General features: G+C 75.1%; 15 protein-coding genes. 8 read left to right on the forward strand and 7 right to left on the reverse strand.

The genetic code is table 11. The features are described 5' to 3' along the window. The first annotated feature begins 92 nt into the window (after positions 1-92). Both lysA and ACZ55U_RS29695 read left to right on the forward strand, forming a co-directional pair. Complete coding sequence (gene lysA / locus ACZ55U_RS29690; RefSeq protein WP_465530884.1) at positions 93-1,493, forward strand: diaminopimelate decarboxylase; 1,401 nt, start codon at positions 93-95, stop codon at positions 1,491-1,493. 81 nt (positions 1,494-1,574) lie between these two features. Beyond that, complete coding sequence (locus tag ACZ55U_RS29695; RefSeq protein ID WP_465530886.1) at positions 1,575-2,366, forward strand: DUF2785 domain-containing protein; 792 nt, start codon at positions 1,575-1,577, stop codon at positions 2,364-2,366. Positions 2,367-2,466: 100 nt separating this feature from the next. On the opposite strand, the gene ACZ55U_RS29700 is transcribed toward ACZ55U_RS29695, so the two are convergent. After that, the gene (locus ACZ55U_RS29700) at positions 2,467-3,273 is read right to left on the reverse strand and encodes a DeoR/GlpR family DNA-binding transcription regulator (RefSeq protein ID WP_465530888.1); all 807 of its coding nucleotides are present in this window, start codon (positions 3,271-3,273) and stop codon (positions 2,467-2,469) included. 118 nt (positions 3,274-3,391) lie between these two features. On the opposite strand from ACZ55U_RS29700, the gene galT reads away from it, so the two are divergent. Both galT and galK read left to right on the forward strand, forming a co-directional pair. Further along, positions 3,392-4,510, forward strand: a complete 1,119-nt coding sequence (galT, locus tag ACZ55U_RS29705) for a galactose-1-phosphate uridylyltransferase (RefSeq protein WP_465530890.1) — start codon at positions 3,392-3,394, stop codon at positions 4,508-4,510. Beyond that, positions 4,507-5,637, forward strand: a complete 1,131-nt coding sequence (galK, locus tag ACZ55U_RS29710; protein ID WP_465530892.1) for a galactokinase — start codon at positions 4,507-4,509, stop codon at positions 5,635-5,637. The genes galT and galK overlap by 4 nt, the downstream gene beginning before the upstream one ends. 4 nt (positions 5,638-5,641) lie before the next feature. Here the strand turns inward: galK and ACZ55U_RS29715 are convergent, their stop codons facing one another. After that, positions 5,642-6,304: an NADPH-dependent F420 reductase gene (locus tag ACZ55U_RS29715; protein WP_465530894.1), complete on the reverse strand. Its 663-nt coding sequence runs from the start codon at positions 6,302-6,304 to the stop codon at positions 5,642-5,644. Between the two features lie 185 nt (positions 6,305-6,489). On the opposite strand from ACZ55U_RS29715, the gene ACZ55U_RS29720 reads away from it, so the two are divergent. Together ACZ55U_RS29720 and ACZ55U_RS29725 are read left to right on the forward strand one after the other, a co-directional pair. After that, entirely contained in the window at positions 6,490-7,263 is a 774-nt protein-coding gene (locus ACZ55U_RS29720; protein WP_465530896.1) for an SDR family NAD(P)-dependent oxidoreductase, read from the forward strand. A gap of 76 nt (positions 7,264-7,339) precedes the next feature. Further along, positions 7,340-8,278, forward strand: coding sequence for a helix-turn-helix domain-containing protein (locus ACZ55U_RS29725; protein WP_465530984.1), 939 nt, complete (start codon positions 7,340-7,342; stop codon positions 8,276-8,278). Here the strand turns inward: ACZ55U_RS29725 and ACZ55U_RS29730 are convergent. From ACZ55U_RS29730 to ACZ55U_RS29750, 5 genes are all read right to left on the reverse strand, one after another. Next, positions 8,263-10,005 (reverse strand): hypothetical protein, encoded by a 1,743-nt coding sequence (locus ACZ55U_RS29730; RefSeq protein WP_465530898.1) that lies wholly within the window; start codon positions 10,003-10,005, stop codon positions 8,263-8,265. The genes ACZ55U_RS29725 and ACZ55U_RS29730 overlap by 16 nt on opposite strands. Before the next feature lie 186 nt (positions 10,006-10,191). After that, complete coding sequence (locus tag ACZ55U_RS29735; protein WP_465530900.1) at positions 10,192-10,812, reverse strand: L-threonylcarbamoyladenylate synthase; 621 nt, start codon at positions 10,810-10,812, stop codon at positions 10,192-10,194. Between the two features lie 129 nt (positions 10,813-10,941). Continuing rightward, the gene (locus tag ACZ55U_RS29740; protein ID WP_465530902.1) at positions 10,942-11,925 is read right to left on the reverse strand and encodes an AraC-like ligand-binding domain-containing protein; all 984 of its coding nucleotides are present in this window, start codon (positions 11,923-11,925) and stop codon (positions 10,942-10,944) included. A 151-nt stretch (positions 11,926-12,076) separates the two neighbouring features. Beyond that, on the reverse strand, positions 12,077-12,730 hold the full coding sequence (locus ACZ55U_RS29745) for an alpha/beta fold hydrolase (protein WP_465530904.1): 654 nt from the start codon (positions 12,728-12,730) through the stop codon (positions 12,077-12,079). Positions 12,731-12,866: 136 nt separating this feature from the next. Continuing rightward, positions 12,867-15,608, reverse strand: coding sequence for a helix-turn-helix transcriptional regulator (locus ACZ55U_RS29750; protein WP_465530906.1), 2,742 nt, complete (start codon positions 15,606-15,608; stop codon positions 12,867-12,869). Between the two features lie 514 nt (positions 15,609-16,122). Between ACZ55U_RS29750 and ACZ55U_RS29755 the strand changes: the two genes are divergently transcribed. Beyond that, positions 16,123-17,118 (forward strand): alpha/beta hydrolase, encoded by a 996-nt coding sequence (locus ACZ55U_RS29755; RefSeq protein ID WP_465530908.1) that lies wholly within the window; start codon positions 16,123-16,125, stop codon positions 17,116-17,118. A 237-nt stretch (positions 17,119-17,355) separates the two neighbouring features. After that, positions 17,356-18,114: an alpha/beta fold hydrolase gene (locus tag ACZ55U_RS29760; RefSeq protein WP_465530910.1), complete on the forward strand. Its 759-nt coding sequence runs from the start codon at positions 17,356-17,358 to the stop codon at positions 18,112-18,114. The last annotated feature ends 149 nt before the right edge of the window (positions 18,115-18,263 follow it).

The following is an 18,263-nucleotide window of genomic DNA, read 5'->3' on the forward strand; positions in this document are numbered from 1 at the left end:
GCCGGACGGCCACTCCTTGGGAGCCACCAAAGGCAAGCCGCCATCAGCCACATCCGGCCCTCCTGGGCCGCCTAACAACTTACGGAGCCGCCATGACCCAGCTCAGCGCCCCGACCGTCCCCGCAACCCTCACGGCCCCCACGTCCACCACCCCCGTCGACGCGCTCGGCGCCCCCTGGCCGGCCTCGGCGCGGCCCGGCCGGGGCTCCGCCGACCTGCTGGTCGGCGGAGTGGGGCTGGCCGAGGCCGCCGAGCGGTTCGGCACCCCGCTGTACGTGCTGGACGAGGCCGAGGTGCGGGCCCGTGCCCGGGCCTACCGGCGGGCGCTGCCGCACGCCGAGGTGCTGTACGCGGCCAAGGCGTTCCTGTGCAGCGCGCTGGCCGAGTGGGTGGAGAGCGAGGGCCTGGGGCTGGACGTGTGCTCGTCGGGCGAGCTGTGGCTGGCGGTCTCGGCGGGCTTCCCGGCGCAGCGGATCCTGCTGCACGGCAACGCGAAGTCCCCGGAGGAGCTGCGGTCGGCGCGGCGGCTCCGGGTGGGGCGGATCGTCATCGACGGGCCGGCGGAGATCGCCAGACTGGCCGCGCTGGTGGCGGCCGACACCCCGCAGCGGGTGCTGGTCCGGGTGGACCCGGGGAACGAGGGCGAGCACCACGCGGCGGTGCGGAGCGGGGCCGGGCACCTCACGGCGGTGCGGACCGGGGCCGGTGGGCAGAAGTCCGGCTTCCCGGTCGAGGGCGGTGACGCGGCGGACGCCATCGCCCGGGTGCTCGACCAGCCCGGACTCGAACTGGCCGGCCTGCACTGCCACCTGGGCTCACAGATCACCTCGGTCGAGCCGTACCTGCACGCGGTGGACGCGCTGGTGCGACTGCTCGCGGCGGTGCGGGACCGGCACGGCCTGGAGCTGCCGGAGCTGGACCTCGGCGGCGGGCACGGCATCCGCTACCTGCCCGGGGACGACGAACTGGACCTCGCGGACTTCGCGGTGCGGGTGACCGACCGGTTGGCGGTGCGCTGCGCCGAGGCCGGGTTGGAGGTGCCCCGGCTGGTGGTGGAACCGGGCCGGGCGATCGCCGGACCGGCCGCCGTGGCGGTCTACCGGGTGCTCTCGGTGAAGCACACGGCGGGCGGCCACGGCTTCGTCGCGGTGGACGGCGGAATGAGCGACAACCCGCGCCCCGCCCTGTACGGATCGCCGTACACGGTGCGGCTGGTCGGCCGCCGCTCGGAGGCGGGCGAGGCGCGGGCGGACGTGGTCGGCCGCCACTGCGAGGCCGGGGACGTGCTGGTCCGGGACGCCGCCCTGCCGGCCGACCTGCGCCCGGGCGACCTGCTGGCGATGCCGGCGGCCGGTGCGTACCAGCTGTCCATGGCGTCCGGCTACAACCTGGTCGGCCGTCCGGCGGTGGTGGCGGTGAAGGACGGCCGGGCACGGCTGCTGATCCGGCGGGAGACGGTGGAGGACTTCCGGCTGAGGGAGGTCGGCCGCTGAGGGGCGGCCAGGGACGGGCCCCGGGCCGAGCGGCAGAAAAGCAGGTGAGAGGGCGTTCCGGCCTTCGGTAGGGTCCCGTCCGTGACGAACTGGCGTGAGATCTACGACACCGACTGTGCCCTTCCCCCGGGGCGGAACCTGGACGACCTGGTCGCCGAACTGGCGCAGGCCCTGGGGGACCCGGACCCGGAGATCCGCGACGGCTACCCGTACGGGGTCCTGGACGCCTGGATCCGGAGCGGGGTGATCGACGGCGAACGGCGGCTGGCGCTCGGCGACCTGATGGCGAAGCGCTTCACCGATCCGCGGATCGAGGCCCGGACGTTCGCCCCGCTCGTCCTGGCGATGATCGTGGACCAGGGCAGCCTGAGGCCCGAGTGGATCGACGCGTTCGCCGACTGGTACCGCTCGGAGGCCGACCTGCGCGGCCGGGACGACACCCTCGGCTGGCTGCACGCGGTGGCGCACGGCGCGGACCTGCTGGCCGCCTTCGGCCGGCGGCCCGAGGTCGATCCCGGACCGCTGCTCACGCTCGCCGCCGAGCGCCTGCTCGCCCCGACCGACCACCTGTTCGCCGAGCGGGAGGACAACCGGCTCGCCAGGGCGCTCGCCCTGGTCCTCACCCGCCCGGACCTGACGCCGGAGCGGTCGACCGCCTGGCTGTCGGCGATCGGCGACGCCTTCGCCGGGCAGCAGCGCGGGCCGATGCCGGGCTGGGCCTCCAACACGATCCGCACCCTGTTCGCCCTGTACGTCCTGGCGGACCTCGGGGTGCCCACGGAGCGCGGCGGGCACCCCGTCCCGCTCGCTCACGGCGACGCGGTCAAGGCCCGGCTGGCCGAGGTGCTGCGGCCGGTGTTCCCGTACGCCTGAGGAGCCGCGTGGCCGCGTCGGCGGCGCGGGCGGCGCGGTACGTGCGGCAGCCCGCCGACGCGGAGACGAGGACGGAGGCCCGGACTGACGCCGGGGCTTCCTAGCAGGTCGAAGCCACGATCAGCTCGCCGACCAGTTCGGCCGCCGCCGTCCGCTGCTCGGTGGGCAGGGCGTCGTCGGTGACCAGGACGTCCAGCTGGTCGAGCGCCGCGAAGGAGGCCAGGCCGACCGCGTTCCACTTGGTGTGGTCGGCCACCACGACCACCCGGCGGGCGGCGCGGAGGAAGGCGCGGTTGGTCTCCGCCTCGGCCAGGTTCGGGGTGGTCAGCCCGGCCTCGGGGGAGAGGCCGTGGCAGCCCAGGACCAGCAGGTTGACGTGCAGTGAACGGATCGCCTGGTCGGCCACCGGCCCGACCAGCGCGTCCGAGGGGGTCCGGACGCCGCCGGTGCGGATCACCGTGGCGGTGGACGGCGTGCCGTCCTCGGCGGGCTGTTCCAGCAGGTCGGCGATCCGCAGCGAGTTGGTCACCACGGTGAGGCCCTCGACCGCGCGCAGCCGCCGGGCGACCGCGAAGGTGGTGGTGCCGCCGGACAGCCCGACCGCCGAACCGGGCGGTACGAGCGCCGCGGCGGCCCGGGCGATCGCCTCCTTGGCGGGCTGCTCCCACCGCGCCTTGGCCTCGAAGCCCGGCTCGCCGGTGGCCGGCGCGTCGACCCGCACCGCGCCGCCGTGCACCTTGTGCACCAGGCCGCGCCGTGCCAGCGCGTCCAGGTCGCGGCGGACCGTCATGTCGGAGACCCCGAGGTCGCGGACCAGCTCGGTGACCCGGACCCCGCCGCGGGCCCGGATCTGCTCCAGGATCAGCACGCGGCGCTGTTCGGCGAGGGGTTGGACGCTGTCAGCCATCGGAAGGCCTCCTCGGGCCGCTTCTGGTGAATGGTTCTGGTGAGCGGTTCTGATGGATAGTGTCGGAGAGTGTAGCTTTCTGTTTGATTCCACTGGCTTCGCTCGAAGGGAGAGGGCCATGCCCGGAACGTCCCTGACCCGGCCCGGCACCGTCAGGACCGCGACCACCCTCGCGGACGGCCGGCAGCTGATCTACTACGACAGCGGCGCCGCCGCCCCCCGCGACGCCGTGGACGAACGGCCGCTCGACCCCCAGGTCCCCGGCTCGGAGGTCCGGCTGGACCCGGCCACCGGCGACTGGGTCACCATCGCCGCCCACCGCCAGGCGCGCACCTACCAGCCGCCGGCCGAGGAGTGCCCGCTCTGCCCGTCCCGGGACGGGCGGCTCAGCGAGATCCCGGCCGGGGACTACCAGGTGGCCGTCTTCGAGAACCGCTTCCCCTCGCTGGCCGGGGCACCGGATCCGGCCGCCGAGCCCAGCCGCACGGCCGAGGAGCTGTGGACCGCAGGCCCCGGCGTCGGCCGCTGCGAGGTGGTCTGCTTCACCGCCGACCACGACGCGTCCTTCGCCGACCTCACCCCCGAGCGCGCCCGGCTCGTTCTGGACGCGTGGACCGACCGCACCGCCGAACTCTCCGCGCTGCCCGGCGTCCGGCAGGTCTACTGCTTCGAGAACCGGGGCGCCGAGATCGGCGTCACCCTCGCCCACCCGCACGGCCAGATCTACGCCCTGCCCTTCACCACCCCGCGCACCGCCCGGATGGCCGCCCGCGCCGCCGAGCACCGGGCCGCCACCGGCCGCAACCTCTTCGACGACCTGCTCGCCGCCGAACGCGCCCACGGCGAACGCGTCGTGGTCGCCGGGGAGCACTGGACGGCCTTCGTCCCCTTCGCCGCCCGCTGGCCGTACGAGGTGCACCTGTACCCGCACCGCCGGGTGCCCGACCTGACCGCCCTGGACGCCGGGCAGCGGGACGAACTCCCCTCCCTCTACCTGGAGTTGCTCCGCCGCTTCGACCGGCTCTTCGGCACCGGCCGCACCCCGTACATCTCCGCCTGGCACCAGGCGCCGAGCGGGCAGGGTGGCGAACTCGCCCTTCACCTGGAGCTGTTCACCATCCGCCGCACCGCCGACAAGCTCAAGTACCTCGCCGGGGTGGAGTCCGGCATGGACGCCTTCGTCAACGACGTCGCCCCCGAGGACGCCGCCCGCCGCCTGCGGGAGGTGGCCGCATGAGGACGTTCGAGCAGCTGTACGGCCGTCCGGCCGAGGGGGAGTGGGCCTCCCCCGGCCGGGTGAACCTGATCGGCGAACACACCGACTACAACCTGGGGTTCGTCCTCCCGATCGCCCTGCCGCAGGCCGTCCGCGCCCAGGCGGCGCGCCGGGCGGACGGGCGGCTGCGGCTCTGGTCCGCGCAGCGCGGCGGGCCGGTCGTCGACCTCCCGGTCGACGGCCTGACCCCGGGCTCGGCGCCCGGCTGGAGCGGCTACCCGGCGGGCGTGGTGTGGGCGCTGCGCGAGGCCGGACACCCCGTCGGCGGGGCGGACCTCCGGCTGGACAGCGACGTGCCCAGCGGCGCCGGGCTCTCCTCCTCCGCCGCGCTGGAGTGCGCGGTCGCCACCGCGTACAACGACCTGTACGGGCTGGGGCTTTCGGCGCCGGAGCTGGCGTCGCTGGCGCAGCGGGCGGAGAACGCCTTCGTCGGGGTCCCCTGCGGGATCATGGACCAGATGGCCTCCATGTGCTGCCGCCCGGGTGCCGCGCTGTTCCTGGACACTCGCGACATGACGACCCGTCAGGTCCCGGTGGACCTCGCGGGCGCGGGCCTCGCACTGCTGGTCCTGGACACCCGGGTGAAGCACGACCTCGGGGACGGCGCCTACGCCGCGCTGCGGGCCGGCTGCGAACGGGCGGCCGCGCTGCTCGGGCTGCCCGCGCTGCGCTCGCTCCGGCCGTCCGGGCTGGCCGACGCGATCGGCCGACTCCCCTCGGAACTGGCCCCGTTGGTCCGCCACGTGGTCACCGAGAACGCCCGGGTGGAGGACGCCGTCGCCCGGCTGGACGCCGGCGACCTCGCCGCGCTCGGCCCGGTCCTCACCGCCGGACACGCCTCGCTGCGCGACGACTACCGGGTCTCCTGCCCGGAGACCGACCTCGCCGTGGAAGCCGCCCTGGCGGCCGGCGCCCACGGCGCGCGGATGACCGGCGGCGGCTTCGGCGGCTCGGTCATCGCCCTGGTGGACGCGGCGGCGGCCGAGGGCGTCGCCGCCGAGGTCACCGCCGCGTTCCGGGCGGCCGGGCACGCCGAGCCGCGCACCCTCACCGCCGTCCCGGCGGAGGGGGCGCGCAGGCTCGGCTGACGCCCTACGCCCTGTGGGCGGCCGGGCGCTCCGGGGAGGCCTCCGCGAGCGCCCGGGTGACCGCCTCGACCCCGGCGCGCAGTCCGTACACCGGGGTGCCCGGCTGCTGGCGCCAGGACTCGTCGATCCCGCCCGCGTCCACGGTGTCGAAGCCCAACTCGTCGACCAGCGCCCGCACCACCCGCTTGGCCGCCTCGTCGTCCGAGGCCACCGGCACGGCCAGCCGCTCCGGGTCACCCGCCGGACGCGGCCGCTCCAGCAGGTCCTGGGCGTAGGTGCCGTTGAACACCTTCACCACCCGGTGCCCGAGGTGCTGCTCCGTCCAGCGGCTCTCCGTCAGCCCGCCGTCCTCGATGGCGTCGATCCGGCCGTCGCGCTCCTTCGGGTAGTAGTTGCCGGTGTCGATCACGGCGACGCCCTCGGCCGCGCCGTCCAGCAGCCCGGCGGGCAGGTCCGGCACGTTCTTCAGCGGCACCGTCACCACCACGACCTGCGCGCCGTTCGCGGCCTCGGCCGCCGTCACCGCCTTCGCCCCGGTCTCCTCGGCCAGATCCTTGAGCGTCTCCGGGCCGCGGGAGTTGGCCACCGCCACCTCGTGACCCAGCGCCGTGAGCCGCCGCGTCAGGTTGCCGCCGATGTTGCCCGCGCCGATGATGCCGATCTTCATGGGAAGTCCCTCTTCGCGAGTGCTGTGTTCCGACCGTCGCCTTGGGCCAACCACCCGCCCGCCGCTCCGATTCCCGGCGCGGAGGGTGGTTTTCCGGGACCCGGGTTTCCCGCACCCGGGTTCCCCCGACCCGGGGCCGGAGCGGGCCTGGTGCCGTCCCGGCTCCCGCGGCGAGGGTGAACGCCATGAACCACACCTCCTCCCCGGACTCCACCGTCCTGATCACCGGCGGCACCAGCGGCATGGGCCTCGCCACCGCCCGGCACCTCCTCGACACCGGCGCGAGGGTCGTCATCACCGGCCGCGACGACGCCCGGCTCGCCCGCGCCGCCGCCCTGCTCGACGCCGGCGACCGGCTGCTCCCCGTCCGCGCCGACGCCTCCGTCCCGGCGGACCTCGCCCGGCTGGCCGACACCGTGGGCGAGCGGTACGGCCGCCTCGACGGGCTCTTCGCCAACGCGGGGGTCGCGGGCTTCCACCCGGTGGAGGAGGTCACGGAGGGCGAGTTCGACCGGATCGTCGCCACCAACCTCAAGGGCGTGTTCTTCACCGTGCGGCACGCCCTGCCGCTGCTGGACGCGGCCGGCGGCGGCTCGGTCGTCCTCAACGCCTCCTGGACCCCGCACCGCGGCATGCCCGGCGCCGCCGTCTACGCGGCCGCCAAGTCCGCCGTCCTCAGCCTCGCCCGCACCCTCGCCGCCGAACTGGCCGGGCGCGGCATCCGGGTCAACTCCGTGAGCCCCGGCTACATCGTCACGGAGATGTTCCACGCGGCGATCCCCGACCCGGCCGACCACGAGCCGATCCGCCGCCACGTCCCGCTCGGCCGGCTGGGCACGGCCGAGGACGTCGCGGAGACGGTCGCCTTCCTGCTCTCCGGGCGCTCCTCGTACATCACCGGGCAGGACGTCGTGATCGACGGCGGCCTCGTCCCGGCCTTCCCTTCCCTGACCGGCTGAGCGCGACCGGCTGGGTCGGCGCCCGCTGTGCCTGGTCCTGGCAGGACCAGGCACAGCGCCGTCCGTCCGGGTGAGAATCCCTCCCGTGAACCCGAGCAGCGCCCTGAGCGAATTCCTCCGCACCCGCCGCGCCCGCCTGCGCCCGGAGGACGTCGACCTCCCCGACTACGGCGGACGGCGCCGGGTCGCCGGGCTGCGCCGCGAGGAGCTCGCCCACCTCGCGGGCGTCAGCGTCGACTACTACACCCGCCTGGAACAGGGCCGGGTCGGCAACCCCTCCGACGCCGTCCTGGACGCCGTCGCCCGCGCCCTGCGGCTGGCCCCCGACGAGTCCGGCCACCTCCACCGCCTCGCCCGGCCCTCGGCCCGCCCCCGGCGCGCCGCCGCACGCCAGCGCCCGCGCCCCTCCCTGCTGCACCTGCTGGAACAACTCGGTGAGACGCCGGCCGTGGTGATGGGCCACCGGATGGACGTCCTGGCCTGGAACCGCGCCGCCGTCGCGCTGTTCGGCGACTACGGCGCCCTGCCGGTCGAGGACCGCAACATCGCCCGGATCACCTTCCTGGACCCGGCCTCCCGCGAGCTCTACGCCGACTGGCCCGCCTGCGCCCGGGAGAACGTCGCCTTCCTCCACCTGGAGGCCGGCCGCCGCCCGGACGACCCGCTGCTCGCCGAACTGGTCGGCCGGCTCTGCCTGGGCAGCGAGGAGTTCCACCACCTGTGGGCCGAACACCCGGTCGCCGACAAGACCTCCGGGCGCAAGGCCTTCCACCACCCCCTGGCCGGCACCCTCGACCTCGCCTACGACACCCTCCGCCCGGCCGACGACCCCGGCCAGGCCCTGGTCACCTACACCGCCGACCCGGGCTCCCCCTCCCACGACGCCCTGCGGCTGCTGCTGTCCTGGGCGGCCTCGGGCGACGGGCCCGTGGGCCCGGACGGAGGACGGGGTGGTGCTCCGTCATGGAGCACCACCCCGTCCCCGGACCTGGCGGCGGATCAGATCGACTGGTAATAGCCGGCCAGGTCGACGACGAAGTCGATGTCCTGCCAGCCCTGGTTCCAGATGTCGACGATGCCGCCCTTGCCGCCCGGGGTCTGCGCGACGCCCGCGACGGTCTGGCCGGCCGCCCAGTTGAGCGTCGAGGAGACCGGGCGCTGCGGCACGGCCGGGGTGCCGTTCTGGTAGTCGGACCAGAAGTTGGGGTCGGGGGCGACCGAGAGGAAGCCCGGGCCGCTGGTGTTGGTGACGGTGGTGTTCAGCACCCAGCCGTCGACCCGGGGCTCGTGGGTGTCGGCCTCGTGCCGCATCGCGTAGAAGCTGCGGGCGGCCAGCGGGGCGGCCTTGCGGCCCCAGCTGTCCTTGCGGCTGTCGAGGAGCCGCAGCGCCGAATAGCCGGAGACCAGGGCGGAGCGGCTCTCGGGGGTGAAGTAGGCGACGACGTCGAGCACCACGTCGGTCGGCTTCCAACTGCCGTTGCGGATGGAGATCCTGCCGTCCGCGCCCACCGGGACGATCACCGCGTTGGCGACGGTCTGACCGCCGGTGAAGTTCAGGTTCGAGGTGGTCGGCACCGCCTGCCCGGCCGGGTAGGCGGTCAGGTGGCCGGCGTCCTGCGGGTTGGTGGCCGTCAGGTTGAGGGCGACGGCGGTGATGCCGTTCGGCACGCCGTTGCGGCCGGCGATGGCGACGTCGAAGCTGCTCAGCCCGGGCACCTGGCCCACGGGCGCCCCGAGGCCCTCACGGGTGTCGACGGCGCGGGTCTGCGGCACCGCCTTGTAGCCGCTGGCGATGGAGGGCGTGAAGTAGCCGGTGACGTCGGCGAGCAGATCCACCGGCTGCCAGCCCGCGTTGAACAGGTAGACGTAGCCCTCCGTGACCCCCGAGACCACCAGGTTCGGGACGGTCTGACCGGCGACGTAGTTGAGGTTGGACGTGTCCGTGGTCTCGGCCAGGTCCTTCTGGGACGCCGTCGAGACGTGGCCGTCCGCCGTGGCGTTGGTGACGGTGACGTTGAGCACCACCGCCGAGACGTCGGCCGGCACCTGGGCGACCCCGGCGACCTTCAGGGCCACCGTGCCGCGGGCGGGCACCTTGGCCTGGGCGGCGCCGATGCCCGCGCGGGTGTCCAGCAGCCGGGTCGGCGCGTGCGGGGTGAACTCGGCGCCCCTGGTGACGACCTTGACCTGGTTGGAGGCCTCCAGGCCGAGCGTGGTGTCCTTGATCGTGACCTTGATGTCGTACGTGCCGACCGCGGCGTAGCGGTGCTTGTTGGTGCGCGAGTCCGAGGTGGAGCCGCTGGTGAGGTCGGCGGTGTAGGTGTCCGTCTGGCCGTCGCCCCAGGCGATGGTGACGTCGACCGACGAGCTGCCGTAGGCGGAGACGTAGGTCCACAGGTCGAACCCGCGCGAGTCGCCGGCCCTGGCGTCCAGGCTGATGTAGGGGCTCCACGTGCTCTGCGCGCCCTGTGCCGGTGCCGCCAGCCCGGCCCGCCCGTCGGCCTTCCGCCCCTCGGCCTTCGGCGAGACGACCGTCCGCTCGGCGGGGCTGCTGAACGTCCGGCCCGACAGCTCGCGCACCGCGTCCGCCGCGTTCGTGGCGGCCCCGCCCGTGGCGGGTGCCGCCTTGGCGGGAGCCCCCTTCGCGGGAGCCCCCTTCGCCGGAGGAGCCGAGGGCCCCGCCGCCTGGGCGATCCCGGGCGTGATGCCCACACCGGCCGCCACCAGGGCAGCCAGAACCACAACTCGGCGATTGCGCACCGATTCCCCCCACAGACGTGTCAATGGTCGAACACTTGTCGCACTGATCTTGTGCGGGGTCAGCGTACAGGTCGTGCAAGGAGAACCGGACATCAATTGACGGCGCCCGTACGAGGGCCGGCCCGGGGCGCCCGGGCCCGTTCGGGCCGTCGTGGGGCGCCCGTTCCGTCACTCGAAGCGGCTGGGATCCCCGGCCCCGCGCCGGACGATCTCCGGGCCGCCGCCCGAGAAGTCGACGACCGTCGTCGGCACCGTCCCGCAGTCGCCCGAGTCCACCACGGCGTCCAGCACGTGGTCGAGGCGCTCCTTGATCTCCCACCCCTGGGTCATCGGCTCGTCCTCGCCGGGGAGGATCAGGGTGCTGGAGACCAGCGGCTCACCGAGCTCGGTGAGCAGCGCCCTGGTGACGGCGTGGTCGGGAATCCTGACGCCCACCGTCTTCTTCTTCGGGTGCATCAGACGGCGGGGCACCTCCTTGGTGGCCGGGAGGATGAAGGTGTAGCCGCCCGGTGTCGCGGCCTTGACGGCGCGGAAGACGTTGTTGTCGAGCTGGACGAACTGCCCCAGCTGGGCGAAGTCCACGCACATCAGGGTGAAGTGGTGGCGGTCGTCGAGACGCCGGATCGTCCGGATGCGGTCCAGGCCGTCGCGGTTGTCCAGCCGGCAGCCCAGGGCGAAACAGGAGTCGGTCGGGTACGCGATCAGGGCGCCGGAGCGGAGGCTGTCGGCCACCGTGCCGATGGTGCGCGGCTGGGGGGACTCTGGGTGGACATCGAAGTACTTCGCCATTCGGCCGACCCTACGGGATGCCGGCCGCCTATCGGCGCAGCGACCTCGTCCGGCCGCCGATCGGGGCGGTGACCGCGGCAGGCCGCCGGTCGGCGCGGTGACCACGGCCGGCGTCCGGCCGGCGCCGCGTCACCCCGGTGGCCCGCCGCCGCCCTGCCAGTCCGTCGGCGACACCCCGAAGGTCTCGCGGAAGGCGCGGCTGAAGTGGCTGGAGTTGGCGAAGCCCCAGCGCCGGGCGATCCCCGCCACCCCCAGCTCCCCGGCCATCGGCCGCAGGAGGTCCCGGCTGCACCGCTCCAGCCGCTGCGTCCGGATCCAGGTGCCGAGGGTGACGCCCTCCTGCTGGAAGAGCTTGTGGAGGAAGCGGACCGACATGAAGTTCGCCTCCGCGATCCTGGACGGCGAGAGGTCCGGGTCGCGCAGGTTGCGCAGGACGTACTCCTTGACCCGCTCCAGGGAGGCCGCGCCGTGCGAGTCCTGCGCCCGGGCGCGTCCGCTCCGGTCGTCGACGAGCAGCGCCAGCAGGTCGAGTGCCGTGGCCGCGGCCCGGCGCCCGACCGCCTCGTCCAGCCCGTCCGCAGTGCGCGCCATCTGCGACAGGTAGGTCGCCACCAGCGCGGCGCTGCCCTCGGTGCCGCTGAAGGCCGTCGCGGTCAGCGCCCGCAGGTCCCGCTCCGGCACGTCCAGTTCCGTGCGGGGGAAGTGGAAGGAGGTGAAGACGAACCCCTCCTCGATCCTCTCCCGGAACACCCGGGACGAGTCGGTGAAGGAGAACTCGCCCGGTCGCACGAGGGTCTCCCGCCCGTCCTGCTCCTTCACCGCGGTGCCGCGCTCCTGGAGGCTGAGGATGAGCGACGGCGGCTCTCCCGCGGCGATCATGTGCCGGTCACGCGTCATGGTCTGCGGCCCCGCCTCGACCCTGGAGATCCGCACCGGGCCGAGCCGGTGGCTGGTGATCGTCCCGGGCGACGGCACCTCCTCCAGGAACTCCACCGTCATCGGCACGATGGTCCGGGACACCGCCTCGCGCCAGCTCTCCGCGCGCTCGGAGGCCGACAGCTGAGCGGTGGAGAGCGCCACGGGCACCGGATCCCCCTCGGGTCGATCGGCCATCGGCACCGGTGTGCCGTCGGCGCTGGTATGCCTTCGGCTTCAGCCTGCCACCGGGCCCGCGGCGGAGCATCGCGTGAACGTACCGGATCCCGTCACCCGAGAGTGCCGTCCTCCGTGCGGGTCCCGCCGGACTCCTCCGTTCGAACGCGGTCTAGACACCCCCGGGCGTACCCGTGGCGTGCCCGACGGCCTCCAGGATCATCGCCGCCACGGCGTCGGGCTGCGACAGCACGACGGGGTACGGGCCGTCCAGGACGTGTTCGGTGGCCGCCATGCGCTGGGCCATGAAGCGCTGGGCGGTGGGGTTGACCATCCGGTCGGCGGTCGCGATGGCGTACCAGGACGGCTTGGCGGCCCAGGCCGGCGGGCCCGATCTGCCGGTCAGCGCGGCGGAGGTGACGACCGGGCGGTCCGCCGGGGCGCTGGTGAGGGCCGTGGCGATGACCGCGTCGGCCGCCGGGACGGGGGTGAAGCGATCGGTGATGTCCAGGACGCACTCGCCCGCGTCGAGGCCGAACCCGGCGACGTAGCACAGCGCCACCACCTCGTCGGCGTCGGTGGCCGCGTGGGTGATGACCGCGCCGCCGTAGTGGTGGCCGACCAGCACGACCGGGGCGGCGAGCTCGCGCAGCACGCCCCTGAGGTGGGCCGCGTCCTGCTCCAGGCCGAGGAGCGGGGTCGTCAGGACACGCGCGGTCAGCCCGGCGGCGCGCAGCAGCCCGACCACCCCGGACCAGGACGGGGCGTCGGTGAACGCCCCGTGCACCAGCAGGACGGTCGGCGGAACCGTGGTGGAGTCGCGCATGCCAGTGACCTTCGACCGGGCGGGGGAGGGGATGCCACAGCCAATCACACCCGGGTGCGGCGCGGCATCACGTGAACGTACCAAAGAGGTGCTCAGCCCCCGGGCGGGAGGCCCCCGGCCCCGGGCGGGAGGCCGCTCAGCCCTCGGGCAGCGCGGCGACCAGGTTGGCGAGCTGGACCCGGGAGCCGATCGACAGCTTGCGGAAGACGGACGTCAGGTGGGTGTTGACGGTGTGCGGGGACACCACGAGCACATCGGCGGCCGACCGGTTGGTGTGGCCCTGGGCGATGAGGCGCGCGACCTTCTCCTCCGAGGCGGTGAGGGCCGCCCAGCCCTGGACGGGGCGCCGGGGGACCGCCGCCCGGCGGCCGCCGGCGGTCTCCAGGGCGCGCTGCACGCGGGCCGCCGAGGTGTGGGCGCCCGACTCGGCGAACGCGTCGCGCGCGTGCGTCAGCGCGGCCACGGCCCGTTCGTTCCGTCCCGCCGTCAGGAGCACCTGGCCGAGATCGGCGTACACGGCGGCCCGGGCCAGCGGGCGGGGGCTCGCCGCGAGCAGCTCCACGGCGTGTTCGAGCAGGGCGGGATCGTTCTCCACCAGCCCGCGGGCGTGCGCGCCGATGCCCGCGGTGGTCGGCACGCAGGGGTTGCGCCCGGCGTGGTCCTCGGCCTGGGCGGCCAGGTCCTCGGCGAGTTCACGCGCCCCGCCGCGCAGGGACAGCCGGATCGCGGCGGGGACCCAGTTGCGCAGCAGCCGCCACCGCATGAAGGAGCCCTCCCGCTGCACCTGGCGGATCCGGTCGACGGCGAGCCCGGCGTCCCCGTCGGCCTCGGCGTGCAGCGCCTCCAGGAAGCGCACCGCGGCCGTGTTGCCCGGGTTCGGCTTGACGGCCAGCCCCTCCCGGGCGGCGGCCAGGTGCTCGCGCGCCGTCTCCCGGTCGCCGCGCAGCAGGGCGATCCGGGAGCGGATCACCCGGCCGTTCACCTGATGGACGGGCACCCGCACCTCGTTCTCCAGGCGCTCCATGGTCACCAGGTCGGCTTCCGCGTCGTCGAGCCGGCCGAGCCCCAGGTCGTACTGGCCCTGCGCCCAGAGCAGCATGGCCTGACGCGACGTCCCGGCCCGCTCCGCTCCCCGCAGGAGCAGTCGCTCACCGGCCGCGAAGTCGTCCATGTGCAGGTGCGCGACGACCTCCTCGGGCACGAAGGCGGAGTCGATGGCGCTCAGCGCGGCGAAGCGCTCCAGCGCGAGCGCGTTCTCACCCGCGTTCAGCGCGATCTCGCCCAGCCCGGACAGGGCCAGGACGTGCGCCTCCCGGTCACCGGCCGCGGTGGCCTCCCGCAGCGCGGCCTCCCCGGCCGCCCGCGCGGCGACCAGATCGCGGCTGCGGGACAGCGCCAGGGCGCGCAGGGCCGCCAGCCTGGCGCGGACCGCCGGGTCCGCGCCCCCCACGGCGAGCGCGGCCTCGGTCCGGCGGCGCAGCTCGTCGGCGAGGTCCATCGTCCAGAGCGTCCCGCCGAGGGCGGCCTGGAGGCGGCCGAACTCCTCCAGCGGGGGCCGCTCGGCCAGCAGCCGGTCGCCCGTCGTCAGCGCCTCCCGGTCCCGGCCCGCCCGGGTCAGGCCGCGGATCGCCTGCTCGCCCACGGCCCACCTCAACGGCCCCGCCGACGGCACCAGTTCGAGGGCACGGGTGATCAGGTCGGCCGCCAGGCCCGGGGTGACCGGCAGGACGTCCTCGGCCGCCCGGCGCAGCAGCGCCACCGCCTCCCCGTCCCCGGGCAGGGCCCCGCGGAGGATGTGGGGGACCGCGTCGACCGGCGGCCGGCCCGCGGCGACCAGCAGACGGGCGGCCTCGCGGTGCAGGGCCTTGCGGGCCGACGGGGGGATGTCGGCGTAGACCGCCTGGCGCAGCAGGTCGTGCCGGAACACCAGCTGGTCGCCGTCGTCGTCCAGCAGCCCCGCGCGCACCGCCTCCTCCAGCGCCGGGAGCAGCGCGGCGGCCGGCCGGTCGCAGAGCGCCGCGGCGTCGTGGAAGGCGAACCCGCGCCCCAGCACCGCTCCCATCCGGAGGAAGCGCAGGGTGTCGGGCCCCAGGGAGCGGAGCCTGCCGCGCACGCCCACCACCAGCCGGGAGGGCACCGCGTCCTCGGCGGTGCCGGCGGTCCGCAGCCCCGCCAGCATCTCGACCGCCAGGAACGGGTTCCCGCCGGCTCCGTCGAGCAGGTCCCGCACCCAGGTGTCGACCGCCGCGCCCAGGGCGTCGCCGGCCAACTGGCCGATGGCCGCGCCGGACAGCGGCCCCAGGGAGACCGTGACGGTCGGGAGGTGGCCGCTCGCCGCCGCCACCACCTCCTCGGCCGGGCCCGCGGGCTCCCGTCGCGCGGTCAGCAGCCACAGGACCGGCTCGGTCCGCAGGCGGATCGGCAGCTGTTGCAGGGCGAACCGGCTCAGCGCGTCGGCCCACTGCACGTCGTCCAGGCCGATCAGCACCGGCGCGCTGCCCGCCCTGGCCTCGATCGCCTCCGCCAGGCGCTCCACCAGCCAGATCCGCTGGTCGTGGTTCCGGGCGAGATCGGCGAAGGCGTCGCCGGACAGCAGCGGCCGCTCGCCCTGGAGGAGGCTGGCCGTCAGCGAGGAGAGCGGCACGATGTGGTGCAGCTCGTCGGCCTTGCCGAGGCCGACGGAGAATCCCGCCGCCGTGGCCCGGGAGACGACCTCGGCGAGCAGGGTGGTCTTGCCGATGCCCGGCTCCCCCTGGATCAGGGCCAGCCCCCCGCTCCCGGTGCGGGCCACCGAGGTGATCAGCGCCTGGAGCTCCTCCAGTTCGCTCTCCCGGCCGCGCAGGCCGCTACGGGACAGCGGACCGCCTGACCCTGCCATGGACGCCTTCCCGTTCGCACTCGTCCGCCGGAGCCGGGCCCTGCCCGGGCCGGCGGACGGCCTCGCTCTGCCGCCGTTCGCGGCTACCCGAGAGTACGTCCCGGGTCAGGTGGCCGCCGCACCGGGCCGGACGGCCGGCCCCGGTGCGGCCGACGGAGCGGCGATTGCCACAGAGCGATGAAGTTCCGTCGGGAAATCCCTACATCCGTCGGTGGCCGAGGGTTTTGCACGCGGGGAGAATCCTGACCGCGAGCCCTTCCTCCCCGGCGGCGGGCCCGACCGGGGCTCCGCGACCGGCGTGCCGAGAACTTCCGCCGCCACCGCCTCCCGGCCCACCCCGGTCGGGGAGTGCGTCCGTGACGCCACCGGGAACATCGTGTACGGTCGAGCGAATCCCCCGACCCAGGACCCGGACGTGTCGAACGACGACACGGCCCCATCGGGCCGGTCGCGGCGGTGACGCGCCGCGTGCGGCGCCCTCCCGATCACGTCCGGTCACGCCAGGAGCGAAGAGTTGTCGGACCCCACTCCCTCGCAGGCCGGACGCCCGGTGCTCGACCGGGAACTCCAGGAGTTCCTGGACGCCCGGGCCGGAGCGGGGCCGGGCACGGACCTGCCGGACCTCTCCTTCCTCGCCCTGGACAGCCTGCCGAGTCCCACGCAGGACGAGGAGCAGGACGATCCGTACGGCACCGTGACGCAGTGGCTCGTCCTGCCCTGCGGGCCGACCGGGCGGGTGCGGGTCCAGGTGACCAGGCCCGTCGGCGCCGCCGAGCCCAGCCCCGTGGTGCTGTTCCTGCCTGGCCTCGGCTGGTCGCTCGGCGACGCCGACTGCTACGCCCGGCTGGTGCGGGACTTCGCGCTGGGGGCGGACGCCGCCGTGGTGTACGTGGACTACGCGAGGGCGCCCGCCGCGCGCTACCCGGTGGCCGTCGAGCAGTGCCACGCCGTGGCCCGCTGGATCCACGAGCACGGCCACGAGATCGGACTGGCGGGGGACCGGATCGCGGCCGTCGGCGACTGCGCGGGGGCCAACCTGGTGGCGGCGCTGACCCTGCTGGCCCGGGAGCGCGGGGACGTCCGGCTGGTGCACCAGGTGCTGCTGTGCCCGGTGACCGACGCGGACTTCGGCACCCCCTCCTACCAGCGCTTCGCCACCGGCTACTTCCTGCACCGCGCGCACATGCGCCGCTTCTGGGACGACTACCTGCCCGAGGCGCCCCGCCGCTCCGAGCCCACCGCCGCGCCCCTGCGCGCCTCGTTGGAGCAGCTGGTGGGGCTGCCGCCGGCGCTGGTGGTGACCGCGGAGGCCGACGTGCTGCGGGACGAGGGGGAGGCCTACGCGGCCAGGCTCCGCGCGGCGGGCGTCCCGGTGGTGTCGACGCGCTACCAGGGGGTGATGCACGGCTTCCTGCTGGTCGGCGCGCTCCATCCCACCGGTACCACCCGGGCCGCGCTGATCCAGGCGGTCGACACCGTGCACATGGCGCTGCACCGCCGGGCGTGGTGAGGACGGGCGGCGGAGCCCCGGCCGCCCCGCGGTGCGCGGACCGACGGCCGGTGGTGCGCCGTCGGGACAGGCCCCGACGCCGCGCGTTCCTAGCCTGGTGACCGGCTCCGGAACCCACCGGAGCCGAGGGCGAGTTCCCCGGCGCGGGCAGCCGCCGCGCCCGCCGTGGGCGGCGTGCCGGGACCCCGTTGTGACGCGGGCGCCCTGACAGACTCCGGTGATCCGAAGGATTCAGCGATGACGACCCATGAGACGACCGAGAAGACGACCGGTGCGACGACCGAGGAGACGCCCACCGTGGTGCTGGTGCACGGCGCCTTCGCCGATGCCTCCAGCTTCGCCCGGCTCGTCCCCGAACTGCTGGCCGACGGGCTGAAGGTGGTGGCACCGGCCGTGCCGAACCGCACCCTGACCGGGGACTCCGCCTACGTCGCGTCGGTGGTCCGACGGATTCCCGGGCCGGTCGTGCTGGTCGGCCACTCGTACGGCGGCGCGGTGATCACCGTGGCCGGTGCCGAGGAGAACGTCAAGGCCCTGGTGTACCTGGCGGGTTACGCGCTGGAGGAGGGGGAGAGCCTGGCCGAGCTGCAGGGCGGCTTCCCGGACTCCGAACTCGCCTCCGCGCTGGTGTACAGCCCCTTCCCGCTGGACGACGGCGGCGAGGGCACCGACGTCTCGGTGGAGGTCGACCGCCTTCCGGCGATCTTCGCGGCCGATGTCGACCCCGAGCTGGCCCGGGTCCTCGCGGTCTCCCAACGGCCGCTCGCCGCAGCGGCGTTCGGCGAGGCCGCGACCACCGCGGCGTGGAAGCGCAAGCCGTCCTGGGGGATCGTGGCCGGCGCGGACCGGACCCTCAACCCCGACGTCCAGCGCTTCGGCTACCGGCGCGCGGGGGCGACCACCGTCGAGGTCGACTCCTCGCACCTGGTGATGCTCTCCCACCCGCGGCGCGTCGCCGAGGTGATCCGCGAGGCCGTCCGGTCCGTGACCGCCTGACCGCCTGACCGCCTGACCGTCTGACTGCTTGACCGTCTGACCGTCTGACCGGTGTGGGGGGGGGGGGGGGGGGGGGGGGGGGGGGGGGGGGGGGGGGGGGGGGGGGAGGGGGGGGGGGGGGGGGGGGGGGGGGGGGGAAGGGGGGGGTG

The organism is Kitasatospora sp. NPDC034533, assembly GCF_055575155.1.